16 protein-coding genes and 2 pseudogenes are annotated in these 18,785 nt (G+C 61.1%); 10 read left to right on the top strand and 8 right to left on the bottom strand.

From position 1 onward, the window contains the following. Positions 1 to 62: 62 nt before the first annotated feature. Positions 63 to 248 (top strand): annotated as a pseudogene (locus tag VGH41_RS15695) (response regulator); the annotation flags it as partial. A 176-nt stretch (positions 249 to 424) separates the two neighbouring features. Further along, positions 425 to 2,104 (top strand): acyl-CoA synthetase, encoded by a 1,680-nt coding sequence (locus tag VGH41_RS15690; protein WP_331598388.1) that lies wholly within the window; start codon positions 425 to 427, stop codon positions 2,102 to 2,104. Between the two features lie 21 nt (positions 2,105 to 2,125). Here VGH41_RS15690 and VGH41_RS15685 read toward each other — a convergent pair whose 3' ends face one another. The 3 genes from VGH41_RS15685 to VGH41_RS15675 form a co-directional block, all read right to left on the bottom strand. Then, positions 2,126 to 2,350, bottom strand: coding sequence for a hypothetical protein (locus VGH41_RS15685; RefSeq protein ID WP_331598387.1), 225 nt, complete (start codon positions 2,348 to 2,350; stop codon positions 2,126 to 2,128). Between the two features lie 236 nt (positions 2,351 to 2,586). Further along, entirely contained in the window at positions 2,587 to 2,790 is a 204-nt protein-coding gene (locus tag VGH41_RS15680; protein ID WP_012428559.1) for a cold-shock protein, read from the bottom strand. Between the two features lie 331 nt (positions 2,791 to 3,121). After that, on the bottom strand, positions 3,122 to 3,760 hold the full coding sequence (locus tag VGH41_RS15675; protein ID WP_331598385.1) for a LysE family translocator: 639 nt from the start codon (positions 3,758 to 3,760) through the stop codon (positions 3,122 to 3,124). A gap of 374 nt (positions 3,761 to 4,134) precedes the next feature. On the opposite strand from VGH41_RS15675, the gene VGH41_RS15670 reads away from it, so the two are divergent. The 3 genes and pseudogenes from VGH41_RS15670 to VGH41_RS15660 all read left to right on the top strand — a co-directional run bounded on the left by VGH41_RS15670 (position 4,135) and on the right by VGH41_RS15660 (position 7,181). Then, positions 4,135 to 4,395 carry an H-NS family nucleoid-associated regulatory protein gene (locus VGH41_RS15670; RefSeq protein ID WP_331598384.1) on the top strand — a complete coding sequence of 87 codons (261 nt, stop codon included), beginning with the start codon at positions 4,135 to 4,137 and terminating at the stop codon, positions 4,393 to 4,395. Positions 4,396 to 4,622: 227 nt separating this feature from the next. After that, a pseudogene (locus VGH41_RS15665) lies at positions 4,623 to 6,108 on the top strand (sugar ABC transporter ATP-binding protein). Further along, positions 6,105 to 7,181: an ABC transporter permease gene (locus VGH41_RS15660; protein ID WP_331598383.1), complete on the top strand. Its 1,077-nt coding sequence runs from the start codon at positions 6,105 to 6,107 to the stop codon at positions 7,179 to 7,181. Before VGH41_RS15665 ends, VGH41_RS15660 begins: the two are co-directional and overlap by 4 nt. Here VGH41_RS15660 and VGH41_RS15655 read toward each other — a convergent pair. The 4 genes from VGH41_RS15655 to VGH41_RS15640 are packed head-to-tail and all read right to left on the bottom strand — an operon-like array spanning position 7,172 to position 11,736. Continuing rightward, positions 7,172 to 8,131: an ABC transporter permease gene (locus VGH41_RS15655; RefSeq protein ID WP_331598465.1), complete on the bottom strand. Its 960-nt coding sequence runs from the start codon at positions 8,129 to 8,131 to the stop codon at positions 7,172 to 7,174. The two genes, VGH41_RS15660 and VGH41_RS15655, sit on opposite strands and share 10 nt — an antisense overlap. Continuing rightward, positions 8,124 to 9,152 (bottom strand): ABC transporter permease, encoded by a 1,029-nt coding sequence (locus VGH41_RS15650; protein ID WP_331598382.1) that lies wholly within the window; start codon positions 9,150 to 9,152, stop codon positions 8,124 to 8,126. Before VGH41_RS15650 ends, VGH41_RS15655 begins: the two co-directional genes overlap by 8 nt. Beyond that, a complete protein-coding gene (locus tag VGH41_RS15645; RefSeq protein WP_331598381.1) occupies positions 9,149 to 10,702 on the bottom strand; it encodes a sugar ABC transporter ATP-binding protein in 1,554 nt (517 codons plus the stop codon). The genes VGH41_RS15650 and VGH41_RS15645 overlap by 4 nt, the downstream gene beginning before the upstream one ends. Next, positions 10,699 to 11,736: a sugar ABC transporter substrate-binding protein gene (locus VGH41_RS15640; protein ID WP_331598380.1), complete on the bottom strand. Its 1,038-nt coding sequence runs from the start codon at positions 11,734 to 11,736 to the stop codon at positions 10,699 to 10,701. The genes VGH41_RS15645 and VGH41_RS15640 overlap by 4 nt, the downstream gene beginning before the upstream one ends. A gap of 236 nt (positions 11,737 to 11,972) precedes the next feature. Between VGH41_RS15640 and VGH41_RS15635 the strand changes: the two genes are divergently transcribed. The 5 genes from VGH41_RS15635 (at position 11,973) to VGH41_RS15615 (ending at position 17,665) form a co-directional block, all read left to right on the top strand. Beyond that, complete coding sequence (locus VGH41_RS15635) at positions 11,973 to 13,211, top strand: SfnB family sulfur acquisition oxidoreductase (protein ID WP_331598379.1); 1,239 nt, start codon at positions 11,973 to 11,975, stop codon at positions 13,209 to 13,211. 4 nt (positions 13,212 to 13,215) lie between these two features. Continuing rightward, entirely contained in the window at positions 13,216 to 14,436 is a 1,221-nt protein-coding gene (locus VGH41_RS15630; protein WP_331598378.1) for an SfnB family sulfur acquisition oxidoreductase, read from the top strand. Positions 14,437 to 14,484: 48 nt separating this feature from the next. Then, entirely contained in the window at positions 14,485 to 15,867 is a 1,383-nt protein-coding gene (locus VGH41_RS15625; protein WP_331598377.1) for an LLM class flavin-dependent oxidoreductase, read from the top strand. Between the two features lie 49 nt (positions 15,868 to 15,916). After that, positions 15,917 to 16,993, top strand: a complete 1,077-nt coding sequence (locus VGH41_RS15620; protein ID WP_331598376.1) for a substrate-binding domain-containing protein — start codon at positions 15,917 to 15,919, stop codon at positions 16,991 to 16,993. 93 nt (positions 16,994 to 17,086) lie between these two features. Next, entirely contained in the window at positions 17,087 to 17,665 is a 579-nt protein-coding gene (locus VGH41_RS15615) for an NnrU family protein (RefSeq protein WP_331598375.1), read from the top strand. Between the two features lie 218 nt (positions 17,666 to 17,883). Here VGH41_RS15615 and VGH41_RS15610 read toward each other — a convergent pair. Next, positions 17,884 to 18,785: RHS repeat-associated core domain-containing protein (locus VGH41_RS15610; RefSeq protein WP_331598374.1), on the bottom strand; the 902-nt coding region annotated here is incomplete at its 5' end.

Raw genomic sequence — 18,785 nt, 5'->3', positions numbered from 1 at the left:
TAGCCGCTCGCGCTTAAGAGCCCTCTTTCAAACACGGTCTGCGGACATCAATAGAGGCGAGTATGAGAATCGCAGTGCTCGATGACGATCCCGCTCAAACCCGTTTCGTCGAGGAGACGCTATCAGCGACGGGACACATTTGCTACAGGGTCTCCGCAGGCCGCGAACTCGTCAAGCAACTGCATCGCCAGACCTTCGACCTGTTGATCCTCGACTGGCTCGTGCCGGATCTATCGGGCGATATCGTCTGGAGCAGCTTGGCGACACGGTAACGGATGCGCGCGACTAGCGGGTTCGTCCGCCAGAAGGCTTTCATTCGAACGGCGGGCGGTGCACGATGGCGTAAGGCAGCCGGTCCGGCAGCTGCCTGATCATAAGAGACTTAAAACCAGCAGGAACTGAGTGCTTCCGAGGAGACGATCTCATGGCGCATATGTTCGAGGAAGGTCTCGGCCGTCGTGAAGCGAACTACGTACCGCTCACGCCAATCGACTTCATTGTGCGTGCGGCCGAAGTTTATGGCGACCGGCCGGCAATCGTCCACGGCGACACGCGCCGTAGCTGGCGCGAAACGTATGAGCGCAGCTTGCGCCTTGCCAGCGCGCTGCAGCGGGTGGGCATCTCGCGCGGCGATACCGTAGCGGTGCTGCTGCCCAACATTCCTCCGATGATAGAAGCCCACTTCGGCATACCGATGGCGGGCGCCGTGCTCAACACGCTGAACACGCGGCTCGACGCAGCGTCGATTCTGTACATGTTGCGGCATGGCGAGGCGAAGGCGCTCATCGTCGATACCGAGTTTGGCGAGCTCGCGCAGCGTGCTTCGCTTGAGTTTCCTGAGCTGCGCATTGTCAGCGTGAACGACGTAATGCCGGCCGACCCGCTCAAGTTTCCCCGTGCCACTGACTACGAAGCCTTCCTGCAAAGCGGCGACCCGCAGTTCGTCTGGCAGCCGCCCGCCGATGAGTGGGACGCGATTGCGTTGAACTATACGTCCGGCACCACGGGCCATCCGAAGGGCGTCGTCTACCATCATCGCGGTGCATACCTGAACGCCGTGAGCAACATCCTCGAATGGGATATGCCCAAACACGCGGTGTATCTGTGGACACTGCCGCTGTTTCACTGCAACGGCTGGTGTTTTCCGTGGACGGTCGCCGCGCGTGCGGGCGTCAATGTCTGCTTGCGCAAGTTCGACGCCAAAGCCGTTTTCGATCTGATTCGCAGCGAAGGCGTGACCCACTACTGCGGCGCGCCGATCGTGCAAAACGCTTTGGCAAATGCGCCGGCGCAGTGGCGCGAAGGAATCGACCACCGCGTGGCGACGATGGTGGCGGGCGCGGCACCTGCGCCTGCCGTCATTGCCAGGATGAAGGAGATCGGCTTCGATCTGACCCATGTGTACGGGCTGACCGAAGTGTATGGACCGGCTTCGGTATGCGCCAGACAGGATTGTTGGGAGAGTGTGAACGACGAGGAACTGGCAAGACTCAACGCGCGGCAGGGCGTGCGCTATCACCTGCAAGCGGCCGCGACGGTACTGAACCCGGACACGCTCGAAGCCGTGCCCAACGACGGCGAAACAATGGGCGAAGTCATGTTTCGCGGCAACATCTGCATGAAGGGGTATTTGAAGAACGAGCGCGCCACTGAAGAAGCCTTCAGAGGCGGCTGGTTTCACACTGGCGATCTGGGCGTGCTGATGCCGGACGGCTACATGCGTATCCGTGACCGCAGTAAGGACATCATCATTTCCGGCGGCGAAAATATTTCCAGTATCGAGGTGGAAGACACGTTGTATCGCCATCCTGCAGTGGCCGTTGCGGCCGTGGTGGCGATGCCGGATCCGAAGTGGGGCGAGGTGCCGTGCGCGTTCGTCGAACTCAAGGAAGGAGCGTCCGCCACAGCCGAGGCGATCATCGCGCACTGCCGTCGTTTTCTGGCCGGATTCAAGCTGCCGAAAGCAGTTTGCTTCGGGGAACTACCGAAAACGTCCACCGGGAAAATCCAGAAGTTCGAGCTGCGCGCCCGCGTAAAGTCAGGTAGCGCGATTGATGTGGTCGGCGCAGACGCAGATGCAGACGCACACAAGAGTCCGCGCTAGCCGACCACCTGAGCAACGGCCTCAGCCGCGCGTGTCGACCCAGTTACGCGCCCAGCGGCACGAGTGTTGCAATGCCTGCTCTTCATTGCTGAAGTAGTCGAGCGAATAGAATTGATAACGCGTTTCGGCGCGTGCATTGTCGTCGCGCTCAAGCAGCAGATTGGATGAGAATGAACCATCAGGCAAACGATGTGCTGATGGTTTGACGGCATAGCCGTTGTAATGCTGAATGTGTGTGTTTTGCATTTTATATTTCTAAATATTCGCACGCGTGCGGCGATCGGGACAAAGGAGTCCATGCCGGATTCAACGCGTAGCGGGAATGGCGCCAAGGCCAGAATGAAGCAGGGGAATGAGGGGGCAAGCGATGCGTTTGGCGCAACGAAACTGCCGATGCGGTTACGCCAACTGTGGGAGACGAAGCTCCGCGAGGATGTCGCTGCAGCCCGGTACCCGTTGCCGGATACCGGACCCGTCAAACTTTACAGCGGCTTGATGTTAGCCGCTTGCAGACCCTTCGGGCCTTGCTTCGTTTCGAAGCTCACTTTCTGGTTTTCAGCGAGCGTCTTGAAGCCGTCGCCGCTGATTTCGGAGAAGTGAGCGAACAGGTCGTCACCGCCCTTGTCCGGGGTGATGAAGCCGAAGCCCTTGCTGTCGTTGAACCACTTAACGGTACCGGTATCCATGAAGAATCCTTGAGGAAAAAATTGTGAATAGTCGCTCTGAAATGAGCACGCGAAGCGTCAAGGAGGGAGAGGACAACGAATACCGCTGAGGGAGCGAGCAATTGATGAACAGCAATCGAACTTCTTGAACTTCGAGGAACACAATATCTGGATGAGGCTGCTGGCGTCAAGGACTTTCTTGTAAAGCTTCGGGCGGTTCGCACTTCGTGCAGCGGGAATCGGTCAGGCCCCCTTAGGCGAGCGGCACGCTGTAATTGCGGTGTCTGCCATGCCTGACATGGCATTCAGAGCAACGCAGCGGAGCCGCTCAGGTCAGCATCATTGAACAGTCTTAAAGGCCGACACGGTGCGCAGTGAAAATCAGCCTGAGGCCCAACGCGGTGATGGCGCTCGCCGCCACCCGGTCCACCCAGGTCTTCGCCTTCAGATACAGTTCGCGCGGACGCCGGCTGGAAAAACACAAGGCCACCACGGTGTACCAGCCGGCTTCAATCGTGAAGATGGCCGGCGGTAGTGCGAAATAGCACCACAGCGGCGGATGTTGCGGAAGCAGGGCCGCAAATATGCTGCCGTAGTAAATGGCGGTTTTCGGATTACTGAGTTGCGTGCTTAAACCAATCCAGAACGATTTGCGCGGATTGCCGTTGAGGCCGGTTTGGGTCGCGTCGAAAGCGAGCGGGGAGGCCGCACCACGCCAGATCTTCGTGGCCAGATAGATCAGATACAGGCCACCTGCGACCTTCAGGCTCACGTATAGCCAGGTCACCGCGGCGAGCAGCGTATAGAGGCCGAGCAGTGCAATGCCGCTGAAGAACACGCCGCCAATCCCCATGCCGAGAGCAGTGGCGAGGCCGTCGCGGCGCGACAGGCCGATCGCGTTGCGGGCGACAATGACGAAACTCGGGCCCGGGCTCATTGCTCCGATCATCAGTGCAATGAGAATGGCGGTGATCGCGGCGGAAGCGGACATGGTTGCTTTTCCTCTGGCGTTTGGCGAAACAAACTCTGGATCGACAAAATAGCATGATGCTGGCCGCGCATCGAGCCTGCATTAACGCGTTGCCATATGCGACGGAAAATGGGTGCTAAAATCAGCTTATAGACGCTGAAGCGGCCTTTGTGGGTAAAGGGCCAGACGGGCGACGATTCGAGCCGCTTGCCGAACGGATTTCCTGAACAATAGATTTGTCGGGCATCATTTCCGGGGGCGCACGCACGTGCGAAAAGGCAACGTGGGTTCGAATGGCGCTCGGCCACTCGAATGCTGTATAGGCTTCGCGTTTAATTAGCGAAGCCTTTTATTTTTTCTAAACGCACGCTATTCAGCGGCGACATCGGTACGTTATGAAAGAGCAAGAACAACGGCTGCTCGACCTCGACGGGAATGCGCGCGAGCGCCTGGTCCTGTGGATACGTCGCCGCATGGAAGAGTACGGCATTACGCTGGAAGCCCTGGCCGAGTCTATGGAGGCAGACGCCGCCGCGACCAAGGCGGTGATGTATCGTGACGCATACGGGAATACATGGGACGGCCAGGGCGATAAGCCCGATTGGCTCGCGCGTGCCATTTACGCCGGCCAGAATATCGAGCATTTCCGTTGCTAGTTCATTGCTGAGTCACGGCTCAGCTCCGGCTTATCCAGCTTATCCGGCCGTTGGCGGCACGCTGGCGGCGTGCGCATGCACCACCCCTCGTAGTTTCGCTGTGTGCCTCGGTGAATTCTGCGCTCGCCACACTATCTATATGAGCAACGCTTCGTTGGCACGCTGAGATGCGCTAGCTAGCATGGTCGGTCATTCGCTACGAGCGCAGCCACGCTGCGTGCTCTTCGATGACCGCTCCTATTTTGACCGTCGCCGGCGTTTCCAGGCGTTTTGGCCCCACGCTCGCGCTCGATTGCATCGATTTTTCGATTCGCGCGGGCGAAGTCGTCGCGCTGATGGGCGCGAACGGCGCGGGCAAATCCACTCTGGTAAAAATCCTGAGCGGCGTGTATCGCGCCGACGGCGGCAGCCTGACGTTGCGCGGACAACCGTTCCAGCCCGCGTCACCGCATCACGCGAAACTGCTAGGCATTGCGACCGTCCATCAATCCATTGCGGATGCGGTCGTGCCGGCGCTTTCGATTGCCGACAACCTCCTGCTTGACCGCCTGTGCGATCCTGCGTCCCCGTGGCGCGCGCCGCCCGCGGCACGGGTTCGTGACGCCGCGCCGCTGGCTGCGAGGGTTGGACTGGAGGTTGATCTGAGCGCACCCTTGTCGTCGCTTTCGCTCGCTGCGCAGCAACTCGTGACGCTGGCCCGCGCGTTGGCCACGCGTCCCGCGCTGCTGATTCTCGACGAACCCACCGCCAGTCTTTCCGCGCCGGAGGCCGAGCGCCTCTTTGGCCTGCTCGAGCTTACGCGACGAAGGCGTCGCGATTCTGCTGGTGTCGCATCGGCTGGGCGATCTGCGCCGCATCGCGCAACGCGTGACGATTGTGCGCGACGGCCGAATCGTTGCTGACTGGGGCGCGCCGATTGATTTCGACGCCGCGGTCGAAACGATGATCGGACGCAAGCTGCGTAGCGAACGCTCGGCGATCGAAGGCATGGTGGCCTCGCATCACCCGTGTTTTAGCGTGCGCGATCTGCAACTGACGCCCGCCGGCGCTCCTTTCGATCTGGACGTGCAGCGCGGCGAGATCGTCGCGATTGCGGGCCCGGTCGGCGGTGGCAAATCGCGTTTTGCACGGGTCATTTTCGGTGCCACGCACGCTACCGCCGGCACGATGACGCTCGACGGTCAGCCGTGGCGCCCACGCTCACCTGCCGACGCAATCCGTGCAGGCGTTTTTCTTGCGGGCGAAGATCGTTGGCGCACGTCGCTATTCCCCGAGAGTGTGCCGTTCGCGTCGATTGCCGGCACGCTCAGCTTTCCGTTTCTCTCGCACTGGTTCAAGCGCGGCGTTGTGCGGCGTGCCCGCGAACAGCGCGCCACGGCTGATGCAATCGAACGTTTCGGCATCCGCTGCACCGGTCCTGATGATCGGCTCACGCGGCTATCCGGCGGCAATCAGCAGAAGGTCGTGCTCGCGCGCTGGCACGCGCAACCCGCGCGCCTGCTGTTGCTCGACGAACCTTTCCAGGGCGTCGATGCCGGCGCGCGCGCCGATATCGTCGATACGCTGCGGCGGCACGCCCGCGAACGCGCCACGCTCGTTTTCGTCAGCGATCTCGAAGAGGCCCTCGAGATTGCGGATCGCGTCGTGCGCTTCGATCGCGCGACGCTCGACCAGACCTCCCACTCCGATCTCAATCACTACGCTCACCCATGAAAACCAGCCCTTCGATTGCCTCTGAGCGTGCCCAGGAAAGCGCGCGTGCCGAGCTTGAACCCGTAGCTCGACGCGGCGCATTGCAGAGCCTGCGAGGCCATCTGGAACGAACCGGCATGCTGCTGGTACTCGCGCTACTGGTGGTGGTGTTTGCCGTCAACCAGCCAGCATTTCTGAATATCGACAACCTGTTCAGCATCTTGCAGGCGGTGTCGATTGTCGCGTTGCTCGGTATCGGGGTAACGGTGACGCTCGCGGCCGGCGGTTTTGATCTGTCGGTGGGTAGCGTGGCGGCGTCGGCGCAGATGGCGGCGAGCTATGTGCTGATCGTGTGGCACGGCAATGCCCTGGAAGCAGTCGCGGCGTGTCTCGTACTCGGTGTGGCAGCGGGTCTCTTCAACGGCCTGCTGATTACCCGTTTGCGCGTGCCGGATCAGCTTGCCACGCTCGGCACGCTGTTTCTGCTGGCCGGGCTACAACTGATTCCGACCGGCGGCCGCTCGCTCGCCACGGGCACGATTCTGCCCGACGGCACTGAAACGACGGGCGTGTTTCCCGATGCCTTCCTCGCACTCGGACGTATGCGTCTATTCGATGTCGTGCCACTGCCGGTAATCGTGCTGGTCGTGCTGACCGTGGTGGCGTGTGTCGTGATGGAGACCACCCGCTGGGGGCGCGTCATCTATGCGATTGGCGGCAACGAGACCGCTGCGCGTCTGGCGGGGGCGCCTACCGCGCGCTATCGGATCGCGGCTTATGTCGCCTCGGGCGCGATCGCTTCGTTGGGTGGCGTGCTGATTGCGGCACGCGTAGGCCGTGGCGATGTGAGCGCCGGTCATTCGATGCTGCTCGACGCCGTCGCTGCCGCACTGGTCGGCTATGCGGTCTGGGGCGCCAAGCGGCCGAACGTGTTCGGCACGGTCGTCGGCGCGGTGTTTGTCGGCGTGTTGCTAAACGGCCTGACCATGCTAAACGCACCGTACTACATGCAGGATTTCATCAAGGGCGTGCTGCTGGTGGGTGCATTGGCATTTACGTTTAGCGTGGGACGCAACACGGAATCTCACGCGTAACGCGTGCGCCGCTGCGCGAAGCTCACGGCAAGCACGGCGAAGATCAATGCGCCCGTCGCGACCTGTTGCCAGTAGAAATTCCAGCCGATCAGCAACAGTCCGTTCGCGACCAGGCTCAGCAGCAAAACGCCGAGCAAGGTGCCGACGACGCCTGGACGGCGCGTCGGCGACAGCGTGGTGCCGATGAACGTCGCGCCGATAGCGTTGAGCAGGTAACCATTGCCGGCCTGCGGAACGTAGGCTTTGACTGTTGATGAAAGCAGCAGACCGACGACGCCGTAAATCAGCGCGCTGCCGATAAACGTCACTGCGGTGAGCGTCGCCACCGGCAAGCCCGAGTAGCGCGCGACGCCAGGTTGCGCGCCGAGCGCGGTGAGCTGTCTGCCAAAGGCGGAACGTGACAGCGTCACCTGCACGGCGACGGCCAGCGCGGCGACGATCCACAAAGGCACGGGCAAGCCCGCCAGCGTGCCGTGCGCGAGTGCGCTAAACAGCGGCGGCAACGTGACGTTCAGCAGGTAGACGGGTTGACCGCCATCGGTCGCGAGCTGCTGAACGGTCTGGCCGATAAACAGCGTGCCGAGCGTCGCAAGAAACGGCGCGATGCCGAGCCACCCGATCAGTACGCCGTTGAACGCGCCAACCGCGCATGCGGCGGCGAGACCACCCAGTGCCGCCGGCCATACGCCAATGCCATGCGCGTTCAACAGGACGAACACGAGGCTGGCGACGTCGATCGACGTACCGAGCGACAGATCGATTGCGCCTAAAGACAACGCCAGGGTCATCCCCAGCGACGCGATCGCCAGCAACGCGAAGTTGTTCAGCAGCACGTCGGCAAGATTGCCGGCTCGCGCGAATCCGGGCGCGAACACTGCGAAGAAGGCAATGACAGCGAGCAACGCGCCGACCAGCGCGAAGCGCTGCAAGCGGCCGAGGGTTTCAATCATGAGCATGACCCCCCGCATGACGGCGGCGCACAAGCGCGGTGGTGGCGACGACGAAGAGGATCAACGCGCCTTCGACGCCGTTGACCCAATAGCTCGACACGTTGTCGAGCTGAAAGCCGTTGCTGATGACGCCAATAAACAGCACCGCGAGCAGCGTGCCTGGAATGGTCGGCACGAGACGGCGTGAAAACACCACGCCAAGCAAGGCCGCGGCAACGGTGGCAAGCAGATTTTCTCCCGCGCCGGGTGAACTGCCGCTAAGCAGTGCAGTGGATGCCAGCGCCGCGAAGGCTGCCGCAATGCCGCTCAATACATAGCTCGCGGCGATATAACGCGGCGCGCGGATACCCGCGGCTTGCGCGGCTTCACGATGTGCGCCGACGGCACGCAAGCGCAATCCAAAGGGTGTGTAGTGAATCAGCGCCGTGAACAACGCAGCGACGATCACCAGCGCATACGCAAGATGCGGTATACCGAATGCGTCGTTGTCGAGCAGGAAGCTCAGCAGCGCACCGCTCGCTGCCACTGACGTATTCTGCGTCAGCACGAGTTCGAAGCCGGCGCACAGGTTCATGGTTGTCAGCGTGGCGAGCAGCGGGAAGATGCGCAGCACGATCACGGCAAACGCGTTGAGCGCGCCAACCGCCGCGCCTGCGGCAAGTGTCAATGCAAACGCATTGATGGGCGCCAGGCCCTCGCGGAGCGTCACGGCATAAACGGCCGCGCAGAGTCCGAGATTGGCCGCTACTGACAGGTCGAGCCCTCCTCTGATGGGATCCGCGCCGCCGCCGATCAGCACGACGGTCAAGCCAAAGCCAAGGATCCCGACCACCGCGGATTGCTGCACGACGTTGGCGAGGTTCGCGACGCTGAAAAACAGCGGCGAGCTTAGCGCAAAGCCGATGAACACCACGGCAAACGCTAACGCCGCGCCGCTTCTAAGCCACCATTGCGTGCCGAAGAAACGCTCCGGCAATTCGATTTTGCCGCTACGTGGTGCGGCATCGAGGACTTTACTCATGCAGCGGCCTCCTGTTGCGATGCTGCGCCGCGCGCGCCGGTTGCCCACGCGAGCACGTCCTGGCTATCGGCTTCGCGTGAAACGAGTTCACGCACGATCCGCCCACGCGCCATCACGAGCACGCGGTCGGTGATGCCGAGCAATTCGATCAGATCGCTGGAGAAGAGCAGCACGGCGGCACCGTCGCGGGCGAGCCGGTCGAGCAGACGATAGATCTCCGTCTTCGCGCCGATATCCACACCGACAGTCGGCTCATCGAGCAGATACACCGAAGACGCGCGGCTCAACCACTTCGCAAGCGCCACCTTTTGCTGATTGCCGCCGGACAGGTGTCGTACCGGTGTTTCCGTACCGGGTGTGCGTACCGCGAGTTCTTCGATCAGAGCTTGCACCGCATGGGTTTCGCTGCGTCGTTTCAAAAGCCCGAAGCGGCTGAAGCGCGCGAGGCTCGCAAGTGTGGTGTTTTCGCGTACGGATAGCGCAGGCGCGACGCCATGCGCGCGCCGGTCTTCTGGTACGAAGGCAACGCGACGGCGGACTGCGTCTTGCGGACGTCGCAAGCGCCCTTTCTTGCCGTCGATTTCGATCTCGCCCACCACGGCACGCTCAAGGCCAAACAGACTGCGAATCACCTGCTTGCCGCCGGAGCCGAGCAAACCGGTGATGCCGATAATCTCGCCGCGCCGCGCATTGAACGAGACATCTTCGAAGCGGCCTTGCGCGCTCAGATTGCGCACGCGCAACACGGTCTCGCCGGGGAGACGCGCCGACGCAGGCATGCGTGTTTGCGGCTGCGCGCCGATCATCGCGGTGACGAGCGATTCCGTTGAGGTGGTGCGAGCGTCGACGTGCGTCACATCCGCGCCGTCGCGCAGCACGGTGACGCGATCGCAGATCGCCGCGATCTCGTCGAGGTAGTGCGACACGTAGAGGATCGTCAAGCCGCGCTGCCGCAGACGATCAATGGTTTGCAGCAAACGGTCTACTTCGCGGCTGACCAGTGCGGCAGTCGGTTCGTCGAAGACGAGAATGCGCGGCTCGCGGATCAGCTCGCGCGTGATCTGCACGATTTGCTGTTCGGCGACGCTGAGGTCGCCAATCAGTTTGTTCGGCGGCAAATCGATGCCGAAGTGAGTCTGCAAGGCAGCACGCGCATCGCGCTGCATGCGTCGCACATCCAGTAAGCGAAACGGTCCCGCCGCGCGTGGCCCGAGGCTGCGTTCGGCGCCTAGCCAAAGCGCCTCCGCGACAGTGAACGTAGGCGGCAGCATCCGTTCCTGATGGATGAAGCCGATGCCCCACGCATGTTGATGAGCGGACACGTCGAGAGGTTGCGCGATACCGTCGACCGCGATCGTGCCCGAGTCGGCCGCATGAATACCCGCAAGAATCTTGATGAGCGTCGATTTGCCGGCGCCGTTCTGGCCGATCAAGCCGTGCACGCTGCCGCGCGCCACCTTGAGCGACGCGCCGCGCAGCGCGGCCACACCATCGAAATGCTTGACGAGTTCATGCAGTTCAAGCGCGGGAGCGTCGACTTCTTGGTTCATTTTGCGCTGAGCTGACCGAGGGTTTGCTGGATCGCACCGGCGTTGTCCTTGGTCACCAGAATCGACGGCACGTAAGTGTAGGGCGCCAGTGTATGGTCGCCCGCGAGGTAGCGCGCGACGTTATCCACGGCGGTCTTGCCGATCAGCGCCGGCTGCTGCGCGACCACCGCGGCGGCGCTCGACTTCTGATCTTTCACGAGCGTCACGACGTCCGGACTACCATCCACGGCATAGGTCTTGATCTCGTCACGATGCGCGGCATCCACCGCCTGAGTGGCGCCCACCTGCGGCACGTCCCATGCCGACCAGATTGCAGCAATTTGCCCCTTCGGATATTTCGCCAGCAACTGGCTCACCTCCGCATACGCGCTTTGCACCGTGTTTGGAATCACGTCACGCAGTTCGGGCTGGATGATGTGCACTTTCGGGTAATACTTGAGCACAGCCTTCAGCTGGTCGTAGCGGATCGCGCAGACCGGCACACCGTAAAAGCCGTTGAAGACGAGGATGTTGCCCTCGCCATGGATATCGTTGACGAGCTTCAACGCAAGCTGTTCGCCAATAAAGAAGTTATCGGACGTCGTGTCGTTGATGCTGGAAGGCGACGCCGTGTCGATGGTGAATAGCGGAATGTTGGCCTGGCGGATTTTCTGCAACCACGGCTCCAGCACCGTTGCAGTGCCCAATTGCTCGACGATGGCGTCGGGCTTCTGCGCGATCAGCGTCTGGATCTGCGCGATCTGGCGGTTGTCGTTGCGGCCGGCGTCGAGTGCGATCGGCGTGCCGCCGAGGCGTTTCACTTCATCCACGGCGCCTTGATAGGCCTTCAGATCCCAATAGTGGTCAGTACCCGCCGCAGTGATGCCGATGCGCTTTCCTTTCAACGAAGGCACCGGCGCGGCATTATCACTGGCAGCGGGTGTTGCGGCTGCCGGTGTTTCGCCTTGCGCGTGCGCCAAAGAGAAGAAGCCGCCGGCAACGCTGAATGCGGTCGCGGCCAGCAGCGAGACGAGAGTGGGTTGCATGCGTGTCATGGTGTCCGATTTGAAGAGACAGGAAGGTCCATCCTGAGACGACTCTAATCAACAAACCGTCATGCATGAAACCATCAAATCGGACTATCTTTATCAGTCGAACGACGAAGTGCTTATGCTTGAGCTTCGCAGAGTTGTTTTGCCATCCGAAGGAATATCCATTTCTAAAACGTTCAGTTTGCGTGCGGGGAACCCGCTGATAGATTGTGTGGACAGTCACTCAAGCGGAGATTCGTATGGCCGAAGTAGATGAGGCGAGTGCATCGCGTATCAGCGAAGCGGATCAACCTGCCGCGCGCGTGATTGCGAACGACGCCGAAGCGATTGCGGTGGCGCACGAACTGGCGTCGCGTCTGGCGCAGGAAGCGGCGCAGCGCGACCGCGAGCGCCGCTTGCCGCACGAAGAAATCGAATGGTTTTCGCAAGCGGGCTTGTGGGCGATCACCGTGCCGAAGGCCTATGGCGGTGCGGGCGTATCGTTTGTGACGTTAGCCGAAGTCATCAGGATCGTCGCAGCAGCGGATCCGTCGCTCGGACAGTTGCCGCAAAATCACTTCGGTCTGGTGGACGTGATTTCACTGACCGGCACTGAAGAACAAAAGCGTTATTTCTTTGCCCAGGTATTGAGCGGCAAGCGCTTTGGCAACGGTTTTTCGGAAAAAGGCACCAGGCATGTGCTGGATCTGAAAACACGTGTGCAGCGTGACGGCGACGACTATGTCGTCAACGGTACGAAGTTCTATTCTACGGGCGCGCTGTTTGCACACTTCGTGCCGGTGCTGGGACTGGACGACGAACGTAAAGGGTGGCTCGCCTATATTCCTAAGGGCACGCCGGGTCTGAACGTGATCGACGACTGGTCGGGTTTCGGGCAACGCACGACAGCGAGCGGAACGGTCGTCCTCGAGGGCGTGCGGGTGCCTGCTTCACATGTGTTTCCCGCGCATCGAGTGTCGGATTTCCCCACGCTGAACGGCCCCATTTCGCAGATCATTCAAGCGGCGATCGATGCAGGCATCGCCGAAGCGGCGGTGAACGACACCTTGACGTTCGTGCGCACACGCTCGCGACCGTGGATCGACAGCGGCGTCGAACGCGCCGGCGACGATCCGTTGACGGTACGCGAAATCGGGCATTTGCATATTCAGTTGCACGCGGCGCAGGCGCTGCTCGAACGCGCCGCGCGCACGCTCGATGTGATCGCCGCCAAGGGAGAAACCACCGAGGACGACGTAGCGCTCGCTTCGGTCGCGGTCGGCGAAGCCAAAGTCTTGACCACCGAGATTGCGCTTCTCGCCAGCGAAAAGCTGTTTGAACTCGCCGGTACCCAGTCGACATTGAGCGAGCATAACCTCGACCGTCATTGGCGCAATGCGCGCACGCATACATTGCACGATCCGGTGCGGTGGAAATATCACCTGGTCGGCAACTACTATCTGAACGGCGTCAAACCAGCCCGTCATCCGTGGAATTGACGCCATGAATGCTTTGACAGAGTCCGTGGCGCAGCGCGCTTTGCAGGCAACCCGTATCGAGACTGACCAGCAGGCGTTAGAGGTTGCGCGAGAATTGGCGAGCAGTTTCGCCACGGAAGCGTCGCAGCGCGATCGTGAGCGTCGCTTGCCGTTTGCGGAGGTCGAAGCCTATTCGGCGAGCGGCCTGTGGGGCATCGCCGTGCCGCGTGAATTCGGCGGGGCACAGGTATCGTTTGCGACACTTGCCGAGGTGACCGCGATCATTTCCGAAGCCGATCCCGCGCTTGGCCAGATTCCGCAAAATCACTTTTATATGCTCGACGTGCTGCGTGTGAACGGCACGCGCGAACAGCAGGCGTTTTACTTCGAGCGGGCCCTGGCAGGCGAGCGGTTTGGCAATGCGCTATCGGAGCGTGGCACGAAAACGGTGGCCGACTACCGCACGACATTGACGCCCGACGGCGATGGCTTCCGCATCAACGGTACCAAGTTCTACTCGACGGGGGCATTGTTTGCGCAATGGATTCCGATCGTCGCAAAGGCCACCGACAACACGCTCCATGTGGCATTTGCGAGCGCGCAGACCCGAGGCTTGACCGTGGTGGATGACTGGTCGGGCTTCGGGCAGCGGACCACCGGCAGCGGCACGACTACGCTTGATGACGTCTACGTGGAAGCTACGGCGGTCGTCCCGTACAGCGCCGCGTTCGATGCGAAGCCCACGACAGTGGGTCCGGTTGGCCAGCTCATTCATGCAGCGGTCGATCTCGGCATTGCGCGTGCCGCATTTGCCGATGCCCGGTGCTTCGTCCGCGAGCGGTCGCGTCCCTGGATCGACAGCGACGTCGAACGCGCGAGCGACGATCCATTGACGCTCGAATTGTTCGGCAAACTGGCGCTGCAACTGAACGCAGCGGACGCGCTAGTCGAACGCGCCGGCCGCACGGTGGATCTTGCCGTTAGCGAGTCGAATGACAAGACGGTTGCGGCTGCATCGATTGCGGTAGCGCAAGCGCGTGCCGCGACCACGGAAATCGCGCTGCAGGCTTCGACGCGCCTGATCGAACTGGCCGGCACGCAGGCGACGCTCGCGGAACACAACCTTGACCGGCACTGGCGCAATGCGCGCACCCATACGCTGCATGACCCGGTGCGCTGGAAATACATTGCCGTTGGCAACTACTTCCTGAACGACGTGTTGCCGCCGCGTCACGGTGCGCTTTAGAGCACACACTGGCGAGCCATCTTGCTTCAACCTTAACTGGATCCGATTATGGCCAGACAGATCCGCCTCAATGCATTCGACATGAACTGCGTTGGGCACCAGTCGCCGGGCTTGTGGGCGCATCCGCGCGACACGTCCTGGCGTTACAAGCACCTCGATTACTGGACCGACCTCGCGAAGTTGCTGGAACGCGGCAAGTTCGACGGCCTGTTCATTGCGGATGTACTCGGTATTTACGATGTTTTCAGAGGCAACGGTGAGGCCGCGATCCGTCAGGCGGCGCAGGTGCCGGTCAACGATCCGATCTTGCTGGTGTCGGCGATGGCGAACGTCACCCAGCATCTGGGCTTCGGCGTGACGTGTTCGTTGTCGTACGAGCATCCCTATCCGTTTGCGCGGCGCATGTCGACGCTCGATCATCTGACTAATGGGCGGGTGGGATGGAACATCGTCACGTCGTATCTGGACAGCGCGGCGCGCAACCTGGGGCTGCCTGGCCAGGCGAATCACGACGAACGTTATGCGCTTGCCGAAGAATATCTGGAGGTTTGCTACAAGCTGTGGGAGTCGTCCTGGGAAGACGATGCCGTGGTGCGCGATGCCGGACGACAGGTCTTCACCGAGCCGTCGAAAGTGCATCCGATCGAGCATCACGGAAAGTATTTCGAGGTGCCTGGCATCCATCTTTGCGAACCTTCGCCGCAACGCACACCGGTGTTGTATCAGGCTGGGGCTTCAAAGCGCGGCAAGGATTTCGCTGCGCAGCATGCCGAATGCATCTTCATTGCGGCACCCTCGCGCACGATTCTCAAACAGTTCGTCGCGGATATTCGCGCTCGCGTGAAGTCGTTCGGCCGCGACCCGCATGACGTGTTGATCTTCAATCTGCATACGGTAATCACCGGCGAGACCTCCGCTGAAGCACACGCCAGGCATGCGGACTACCGGCGTTATGCGAGCGACGAAGGCGCGCTTGCGTTGATGTCGGGTTGGACAGGTATCGATCTGTCGAAATACGACCTGGACGAGCCGCTGCTTCATGTTGAAAGCAATGCGGTGCAATCGGCCGTGGAGGCGCTATCGAGCGCTGATCCGACACGCGTGTGGACCGTTCGTGAGATTGCGAAGTGGGGCGGCATAGGCGGACTTGGGCCTTTGTCGGTTGGCGACCCGCAGGAGATTGCGGACGAGTTGCAATCATGGGTCGAGGAAACGGACGTCGACGGCTTCAACCTGGCTTATGCGCTGACGCATGAAACGTTTAGTGACTTCGTGGATCTCGTCGTGCCGGAATTGCAGCGCCGAGGCGTGTACAAGACCGAATATGCAAAGGGTTCGCTGCGCGAAAAGCTGCATGGCGGCAGCGCACGTCTTGCGGAACCCCATCCGGGTGCGCGCTATCGCAACCGTCATACGGCGCACGCCGAGTAGCGATTCATTTGATTCATCACCACGCCAACCAATCTGCAGGAGACCCTGGATGAAATCGATTTTTCGTCATACATCACACGTTCGACGCATGGCCGTCGCGTTCACGCTGCTATGCGCGGCTGTTTTGCCGGGCGTGGGCCAGACGACGTACGCTGCGCCGCTCAAAGGAGCACCTGCGCCATTCGATAAAGGCGACGTGAAGATCGCGCTGGTCAATTACCTGTCCGAAGGCGATTTCTTCCAGGCATATGAAGCCGGCGCGCAGAAGCAGGCGAAGGCGCTCGGCATTGACCTGCGTATTTACGAAGGACGGCAGGACGCTGCCGAACAACGCGAGCAGATCCAGCAGGCGATCAGCCTGGGCGTGGCGGCGATTATCGTCAATCATGGCTTGCCGGAATCGCTCAAGGACGTGGTGCAACGCGCGCTCGATAAAGGCATCAAGGTGGTGGCGTTCGACGTGGACCTGAACAATCCAAAGGTGCCGCAGATCGAGCAAAGCGATCATGATCTTGCGACGCTGCTGCTCAGTCAGGTCGTGAAGGACAATGGCGATACATTCTCCGCCGGGTATGTGTACGTAGCGGGCTTTGCACCGCTCGACCGGCGCGACGCCGTGTGGCGCGAGTTCAAGAGTGCGCATCCGCAAGTGCAGGAGAAGGCGCGCTTTGGCACGGTGGACAATCCGATTGCGCAATCTGTCGCGAACCAGGCTGCGGCGGCTTACCGCGCGCATCCGGATATTCGTGTCGTGTTTGCGCCTTACGACGAATTTGCGCGCGGCGCGAAACTCGCGGCTGACGAGGCGAAGCTCGGTTCGAAGATCCGCATTTATAGCGCGGACATTTCGACGGCGGACATCGAGGCGATCCGCGCGCCGGACAGCGCTTGGGTTGCGACGGCGGCGACGAATCCGGCGGTGGTTGGCGCGGTCTCGGTGCGGGCGGCGGCGTTGTCGGTAGCGGGCGAGGATCCGGGCCACCGGATCGTGGTAAAGCCGACGCTGATTACGCATGACGATCTCGTGAAGAACGACATCAAGACGGTGGCGGAACTGGGTGCGAAATTCCCGGCATTCCGTTCGAGCGACGCGGCGAGTGCAGCGTGGATTCCGGCTGCGGATTGAGCGTTTAAGGCGGGTTGATCTGACGATTGGCAGGACTGGTGACATGAGCGACAATCGCGGCGATCGGTCGACATCTATCGCGAGGAGCCTGCCATGTCGGTACTGGTACTGGGTTTGGTGATTTTTCTGGGTCTACATTCGATACGCATCTTTGCCGAACCGTGGCGAACGAAGCAGATAGCGCGGATGGGGGAGAAGCGCTGGAAGAATCTGTATTCGGTGGCGTCGGTGGTGGGACTGGTGTTGATTGTGTGGGGGTATGGGATCGCGCGGCGCGAGCCGGTGGTGTTGTGGGCACGGCCGGTTTGGGCACCGCATCTGGCGGCGCTGTTGACGTTGATCGCGTTTATTCTGTTTCCTGCTGCGCACATTCCCGGCAATCACTTCAAGGCGTGGGTCAGGCATCCTATGGTGGTGGGAGTCGGGTTGTGGGCGTTCGCGCATCTGGTTGCCAATGGCACTTCGAATGCGATTGTGTTGTTTGGGGCGTTTCTGGTTTGGGCGGTTTTTGACTATTTGGCTGCGCTGCGCAGGGACGCCGCTCTGGGGATTGTTTACCCCGCGGGCGCGGTTTCGAAAGACTTGATGGCTGTTGTGAGCGGTGGGGTGGTTTGGGTTGTGTTTGCTTTCTGGTTGCATGGGTGGTTGATTGGGGTTCGGCCGCTTGGTTAAGGTTTTTTTGTTTGTCCGGTTGGCGGGGGTTTGGGTTCGGGTTGTTGGAGTGTTGGTCTTTTCTTGTTTTGTTGGCGGGCTGTTGGTGTGCTCTTTGGAAGATCGACAAGACGTTCGCTGATCTTCGCAAACATGCGTTGGCGCTCGCGGCTGGGGAGGCGCGAGCGGCAATGCGTGTCCTTCGCCGCTATTTTCGATTGGCGATGTCCCAGGTCAACCTAAATGCTCGCTCGTCGCGGCAAGCGAGCGGACCTGACAGAGTATTCGCATACGTGCGAGAGCCAGTTGTGCGGCCTCTCGAAGATGCCGTCATCTCGCCTCACCCGAAGGTACCGGAACTGGTCTGGCGGTATGACCATTTGCAGCCATTTGGCGTCTCGTGGGGAATCGAGACCCGGACCGCCGTTGTCGTAGTTAGTGGCCTTCAAAGCCGCTAGATCGCCGGGATTCATGATGTTCCACTTGCAGTTCCGTAGCGGCCGGACGGTATAGATCTTGAGGATTGAGCGCCGGTTCGCATTGTCGATCAAGGGATTCCTCGCCTCGCCGATGAGTCTGCTGACCGCGCGAGTGGCCCACGACTGACGTGCGCTGGGGAAGTTGGCGGCGATCTCCGCGCCCCACTGTGGCAGCGTGCCGTTCATCCTCGCGATGTAGAAACCGCGTCCGATCTGACCTGCACGAGGAAGGAACTGCTCGTTGATCCCCACATCGAGAATGTTCAAGGCCGATGCCTCACTGGTCCCGTGATAACCGATAAAGTCCATGTCAGCAGCTTCGACTTCGCCTGCCGCATCCGCAACATCGCTCGCGGTGCTTCCCATGGATGCTGCTTCCTCTCCCACCTCGGCAGCCACTTCGGCCGCGTCTGCGCGCCGTAGATTCCGCCCGATGGCGAGTCCAAGTCCTATCAGCAAGTCCAGGAATGGTCCTTGCCCCGACGCATCCGACTGGTTCACCGGGTCGCCTGCGCAGTACCCGTAACCGTGCGGTCCACCGCTGCCAAACGGACTAAGGCTATCCCACGCACTGAAGCGCCGGATGATTGGATTAAAACTACGATAACCATTACCCAACAGATAATTTCCAGTCAGCGCCGAGCGGCGTTGACCGATATAAC

Origin of the sequence: Paraburkholderia sp. (genome assembly GCF_036488795.1) — a bacterium.
GTDB lineage: Bacteria > Pseudomonadota > Gammaproteobacteria > Burkholderiales > Burkholderiaceae > Paraburkholderia.
This window is presented reverse-complemented; position numbering and strand designations above follow the sequence as displayed.